The 6,099-nt window shown below is 63.4% G+C and carries 6 protein-coding genes; 3 read left to right on the top strand and 3 right to left on the bottom strand.

Annotated elements, in window-relative coordinates:
* A partial coding sequence (locus tag WBB85_RS15940) for a hypothetical protein (protein ID WP_432639584.1) occupies positions 1–520 on the top strand: 520 nt, incomplete at its 5' end.
* Positions 521–605: 85 nt separating this feature from the next.
* Here WBB85_RS15940 and nhaA read toward each other — a convergent pair.
* The gene (gene nhaA / locus WBB85_RS15945) at positions 606–1,997 is read right to left on the bottom strand and encodes a Na+/H+ antiporter NhaA (RefSeq protein WP_432639585.1); all 1,392 of its coding nucleotides are present in this window, start codon (positions 1,995–1,997) and stop codon (positions 606–608) included.
* Positions 1,998–2,248: 251 nt separating this feature from the next.
* Here nhaA and WBB85_RS15950 point away from each other — a divergent pair, with 251 nt between their 5' ends.
* Positions 2,249–2,623, top strand: a complete 375-nt coding sequence (locus WBB85_RS15950; protein ID WP_432639586.1) for a glycine zipper family protein — start codon at positions 2,249–2,251, stop codon at positions 2,621–2,623.
* A gap of 103 nt (positions 2,624–2,726) precedes the next feature.
* Here WBB85_RS15950 and WBB85_RS15955 read toward each other — a convergent pair whose 3' ends face one another.
* Together WBB85_RS15955 and WBB85_RS15960 are read right to left on the bottom strand one after the other, a co-directional pair.
* Positions 2,727–3,290 carry a hypothetical protein gene (locus WBB85_RS15955; protein ID WP_432639587.1) on the bottom strand — a complete coding sequence of 188 codons (564 nt, stop codon included), beginning with the start codon at positions 3,288–3,290 and terminating at the stop codon, positions 2,727–2,729.
* Between the two features lie 182 nt (positions 3,291–3,472).
* A complete protein-coding gene (locus tag WBB85_RS15960; RefSeq protein ID WP_432639588.1) occupies positions 3,473–4,906 on the bottom strand; it encodes a pyridoxal phosphate-dependent decarboxylase family protein in 1,434 nt (477 codons plus the stop codon).
* Between the two features lie 162 nt (positions 4,907–5,068).
* Between WBB85_RS15960 and WBB85_RS15965 the strand changes: the two genes are divergently transcribed.
* A partial coding sequence (locus WBB85_RS15965; RefSeq protein WP_432639589.1) for a peptidoglycan-binding protein occupies positions 5,069–6,099 on the top strand: 1,031 nt, incomplete at its 3' end.

Consider the following 6,099-nt stretch of genomic DNA (forward strand, 5'->3'; position numbering starts at 1 on the left):
GGCCCTGATCATCGACCGCAGCGATCCGTTCATTCTGCAACGGGCCGCGATGACCCTGTTCCTGCTGGGCGAACCGGCAGCCGCGCTGCGCTATGAAGAGATTGCGGCCTCGGTCAGTGCGCGTGACAGCGAGATGCTGATGATCCACGGCATGATCCTGGCCTATTGCGGCGAACACGCGAAGGGCTCTGCCATGCTCGAAAGGGCCATGACGCTTGAGCATCAGCTTTCGCCCGGCCTGTACCTGAGCCTGATGGAGGTGCGCCACCTGATGGGGGATTATGCCGGAAGTCTGGCCGTCATGGAGATGATGCCCGACCCGCCCTATGTGGTCCGGCTTTACGAGGCCGCCGCGCTTGCGCGACTGGGGCGAACAGATGAAGCAAGGCGCATTCTGGATCAGGCTCCGGAAGGCTTTGATCATGCCAGGTTTGTCCGTGCGCATGTGCGCTCCTGCGCATTGGCCAGGGATGCCGAGAACTGGAAGGAAAGCTTCCGCTTGGCTGGTATTAGGGTCTGAGGCCCGGTTCCGCGTCTGGCGGGAACCGGGAGCCTCCGGCGGGGATATTTGCGGACGACTGATGGGGGATGCCAGCCCCGCCCGGTCACGCCGGGCGGGATGCGGCCCCCGGACGCCCGACGAGATAGAGCCAGATGAAACCGCTGACCCCGGCGATGAACGAAGCGCCGAGCACGCCGGTCTTGGCCATGAGCAGCAGTTCGGGCTGGTCGCCAAAGGCAAGCTGCGCGACGAAAATCGACATGGTGAAACCGATCCCCGCCAGAAGCGATGCGCCCATGATCTGGCTGAACCGTGTGTCGGTGGGCAATTGCGATATCCCGAGTCGGAGCACGATGTAGCTGGCCAGCGTGATGCCGAGGAGTTTGCCGAAGATCAGGCCGAGCGACACGCCAAGCACGACCGGGTGGCTGAGCGTTTCACCCAGCGAGCCGAAGGAGATCGGGATTCCGGCATTGGCCAGCGCGAAGATCGGAATGATCATGAAGGCCACCGGACCGTGCCAGACATGTTCGAGCCTTTGCAGTGGCGCCTCGACCCGCAGAACGCTGTTTTCGAGCGCCTGAACCTGGGTGCGCAGGGCCACGTTGGTCATGATGCTTTCGCCGGGCTTGTGGTTTTCATCAAAGGTTTTCATCAGCTTGCGCACATGGGCGCTGAACCTTTCGGGGTCGTATTTGGGGATCGCGGGAACGGTCATCGCCCCAAGAACCCCGGCGATGGTCGCATGAACGCCCGACAGGAGCATGAAGTACCACATCGCCACGGCGAGGATGAAATAGGGGAACGAATTGCGGATGCCGCCGAAATTGAGCGCCAGCAGCAAACCGAAAACCAGGAAGGCGGCGCCGAGCGGGGCAAGGCTGATCGAGCTTGTATAGAAGATCGCGATGACGATCACCGCGCCGAGGTCGTCGACGATGGCAAGCGCGACGAGGAACGTGACCAGTGCGGGCGGCACCCGGTTACCCAGAAGCGCGATGGCGCCGACCGCGAAGGCGATGTCGGTTGCCATCGGAACGCCCCAGCCCGCCGCCGCAGGGCCATCGGGGTTCAGCATGAAATAGAACAGTGCAGGCACGACCATGCCGCCGATGGCCGCGGCAATCGGCAGGATCGCCTTGCGCAGGTCGGCAAGCTCTCCGACAAGAAATTCCCGCTTGAGTTCAAGGCCGACGACGAAGAAGAACACCGCCATCAGCGCGTCGTTGATCCAGTGATGCAACGACATCTTGATCGACCAGTCGCCGAAGCCGACGGTCGCATAGGTCTTGAGGATCTGTTCGTAATGCGGCGCGAGCGGGCTGTTGGCGATCACCATGGCCAGCACCGCCATGCCCATCAGCAGGAGCCCGCCGGTGGTCTGCCGATGCAGGAATTCCTCGAACGGGGTCAGGATCTTGCCGAAGCTTTTTTCCCAGGGGGCGACGTATTCCCTGCCCTTTGACTGGACTGCCTCGGCCTGCTGGCTGCTCATTGATACCTCTTTCCCTCTTGTTTCTGCTGTTGGGGCTGCCGCCCGTACCGATACACAGATAGGTGAACCTCGGGATCGGACAAGTCCACCGGGCAGGTCGCGGCCCAAACGCGTCCCGGTGCCGCAGTTGCGCCGATGATCGACGGCGATTGATTTGCGCCGGGTGCATGCGCTATGTGTTCCGGGATTGGCGCGAATTGTCTCCGAACGGTTCGCAGAATCTCATTGTCCTGTTGTCGAAAGGTCCCACTATGCGCAATGTAAGAACATTTATCGCTATTCCGATCATCGCTCTGGTTGCAGGGTGTTCCAATACCGGTGCCAATTTCCAGCCGGTCATCGATGGTCCCGTCGGACCAAACTACAACCAAGACCTTGCGGCGTGCCAGAACCTCGCTGCGAGACAGGGTGCCTTTGATTCCAACACCGCCGGGGCAGCGCTTGCAGGTGCCGGGATCGCCGCGACGGGCACGGCCATTTTCAACAACAGAGGCACCAACGTGCGTGATGCGGCCGCCGTGGGCGCGCTTGCCGGGGTGACCGCCGGGGCGCTCCAGCAGAATTCCAACAAGGAAACGATCATTCGCAACTGCATGCGCCAGCGCGGGTATAACGTCGTCGGCTGAGGCTGATCTGCGGCCGGGCGCGCCAGATGGCGCCCCCGGCATTTCACGGCATTTGGATCTGTCGGCTGACGCAGCCTGAGCGATCAGGGCGGGCCGCTGCGCCCTAGGAGGTTGCGTCGAGGCTTGTCCGCCAGTCGTTCCAGCCGCCATCAACCGATGAGGGCGCGGCATGCCATTCTGCCATCGGCTGGCCCGTTGCGGGGTCGAGGCCGGGAATTGGCAGCATCATGATTCGCTTGCAGGCGCGTTTGTAGTCCTTGTCACTCAGAAAAGCCTCCTGGATGTCGTCCCAGTCGCGGCCGTCGGGATATCCGCCGCACATGTGGATGTCATCCGACTGGCTGAGCATTTCGTGGCTGACACCAGCGGGCATGACAATCACGTCGCCTGCCGCGATGCGCAGGTGCGTCCAGCCGCCTTCACCGACGGACAGGCTGAATTCCATCCAACCGTTCGCGCAGCCAAGGCATTCATGGGTTGTCGAATGAAAATGGGCATAGGTGTAGACCCCGGGATAATCCCAGTTGTTCGACCACCCGTTTTCCCGGAACCGTGCCTTTACCGCCTCTGCCCCACCGCCGGGGATCGCATTGCGATGCACCAGCAGCGGAAACCGGCTGTTGGGAATTTTTCCCTGCGGGCGAGATGTGAAACTTTCAGTCAGCATGTCCAACCTTTCATTTTGCATGGCATTCGCGGGCCCCATGTGGCCGTTCGAAAGCCCCGGTTTTGCCTGCTGCCCTGCCGGTGGCGCAAGCGCCTTGGCGATCCAGTTCGTGGTGCCTGAACGAAGGCTAATGCAAAACCGCCCGTGGCTCTATCGAATTGATGCAGGCCCGCGCTGGCCGGTCATTGCGTGCCGAGTTCCCCGCCAAGGCGCAGGACTTCCGACAGCAGGAGGTCGAGGTCCGGCCGCGTGGTGCGGTGGTTTGTCAGGTTCACGCGGATCGCGAGTTTGCCGTTGATCCGCGTGGTCGAGGGCGCGGCGGTGCCGCTTTCCTGCAGCGCGATGACGATGGCTTCATTCAGCGCATCCGGGTCCGCTGTCCCGTCGGCGGTGTAGCGGAAACAGACGATGTTGAGCGTCGCCGGTGCCAGCAGTTCGAGCCCGGGAGTGTCGTCGATCTTGGCGCCAAGCCATGCGGCCTGTTCCACGTTACGGGTGATCGCGGCGCCAAGCTTGTCGGTGCCATGTTCCAGCAGATGCGCCCAGATCTTGAGTGCGCGGAAGCCGCGCGACAATTCGGGGCCGAAATCGACCGGCCACGGGTTACCGGCGGCCAGACCGCGCGCGGAAGGCGCGAGGTAATCGGGGCGTTCGGAAAAGGCGCGCAGATGCGCGTCCCGGTCGCGGATCAGTACGCAGCCCGCGTCGTAATTGACATGCAGCCATTTGTGAAAATCGAAGGCGAGGCTGTCGGCCCGTTCCATCCCCTTCAGGCGCGGGCGGACGCGGTCGGACAGGATCGCGGTGGCGCCGAAGGCGCCGTCGACATGGAACCACAGGCCCTTGTTGGCTGCGATGTCGGCAAGGCCCGCAAGATCGTCGATGGCGCCAAGGTTGACCGATCCGGCGGTGCCGATCAGGGCGAAGGGGGTCAGACCGGATCGAGTATCCTCTGCAATCATTCCGCGAAGCGCGCGGAGGTCCATGGTGAAATCGTCAAGGCAGGGCACGATGCGCAGGGCGTCCGACCCGAGGCCCAGCATGTCGAAGGCCCGCGCGACACAGGAATGCGCCTGAGCGGACGCATAGCCGGTCAGGCGCACCCCCCCTGCCCCTTTGGTGCGGCTGTCGGGGCCGATCCTTGCGTCACGCGCGGCTTTCAACGCGATGATGGTCGCCATGGAGGTTCCAGACACGATGAGCCCGCCGCTGTCGGCCGGGAAACCCATCATCGCGCGGCACCAGTCGAGCACCTGCTTTTCGACATAGATCGCGCCGTGGTCGCGGCCGCCAAGGTTCGCATTCATCGCCGCGGCCACGATCTCGGCCAGCACGCCGCCGGGGTTGCCCGCGCCATGGACCCAGCCGAAAAAGCGCGGATGCGTGTTGCCGACCCCGTAGGGAAGCAGCGAGGCGAGTCGTTCGGCCAGTTCGAAATGCTGCATGCCCTCGGCGGGCAACCCTGCTTTCAGTCCGGCCTTCATGCCGTCGGGCAGCGGCGTCCAGACGCGTCCATCCCGGGCCGACTGCAACCGGTCAAGCGACCGGTCCAGAAGGTCGTGGGCGGCATCACGCAGAGCGCCCCAGTCGGCGGGGTCCAGTGTAGGGTCGGGCATCGCTGTCTCCGGCGGATCAGATGTGAAAGCTGGTGGCAGGAGTGTTAGGGACCGGGGTCGCAAGCGTCAATCGACACGGCGCAAAACCGGCGTGCAATCCGAAGCGCCTCCCCCTAGACTCTGCCCCGGATTCGAAGTTTTGGGACAACGGGCAGTGAATAAATGATGAAGTCTTTACTTGGTATACTCTTTCTGGCGGTCTCTGTTCTGGCAGGCAGCGCATCGGCGCAGGCAACCTGGGTGCAGATCGAGGCAAAGCGGAGCCTGAGCGATGCTCAGGATCGTATCCGCGAATATGCAAGCGGCCTGCAATATGTGAACGGCTTTGCGTTGAATTCTGGCTGGTATGCCATTGCCCTTGGACCGTTCACCCCTGTCGATGCCGAAGACCAGTTGTTGCGGTTGCGCGCGTCGGGCCGGATTCCGCGGGACAGTTTCATCGCCGATGGCAGCAATTTTCGGCAGCAGTTCTGGCCGGTGGGTGCAGTCACCTTACCCGCGCCGTTGCTGTTGCCCGATGCGCAGATCGAGGAAACAGCCGCCCCCGCCCCGCTGTTGCCGACCGAGGAAAGCGTCGCCGAAGCGCGCGACGGAGAGCGGCTTTTGTCACAGGCAGAGCGCGAGGACATACAGCGGGCGCTACAGTGGAACGGCGTCTACAGCGGCGGCATCGACGGCGCGATCGGACCGGGCACCCGCACTGCGATGGCAGCGTGGCAGGATGCCAACCGGTTCGAGCCGACCGGCGTTCTGACCACCGCGCAGCGCCGCGATCTGGTGACGAGTTACCGCGATGTCCTGAATTCCGTGGGTCTTGCGCGGGTCCTTGACGCGAAGGCCGGGATCGAACTGGACCTGCCGATGGCGATGGTCGAATTCGAGCGCTATGACCCTCCCTTCGTTCATTACCGCGCGAAGGGCGACAGCGGCGTGCGCGTCCTGCTGATCAGCCAGACGGGGGATCAGGCGACGCTGGCCGGGCTCTATGACATCATGCAGACGCTGGAAATCGTGCCGTTGTCCGGCCCGCGCGAGTTGGGCAAGTCGAGCTTTACGCTGGAAGGCAGCAATGCCGAGATCAGTTCCTACACCTATGCCGCGCAGGCCGACGGCCGGGTCAAGGGGTTCACGATACTCTGGCCCGCCGGCAACGACCGCCGCCGCGACATGGCAATCGGCGCGATGCAGGCGAG

The sequence above is a fragment of the Albidovulum sp. genome (assembly GCF_049646345.1).
GTDB lineage: Bacteria > Pseudomonadota > Alphaproteobacteria > Rhodobacterales > Rhodobacteraceae > Albidovulum.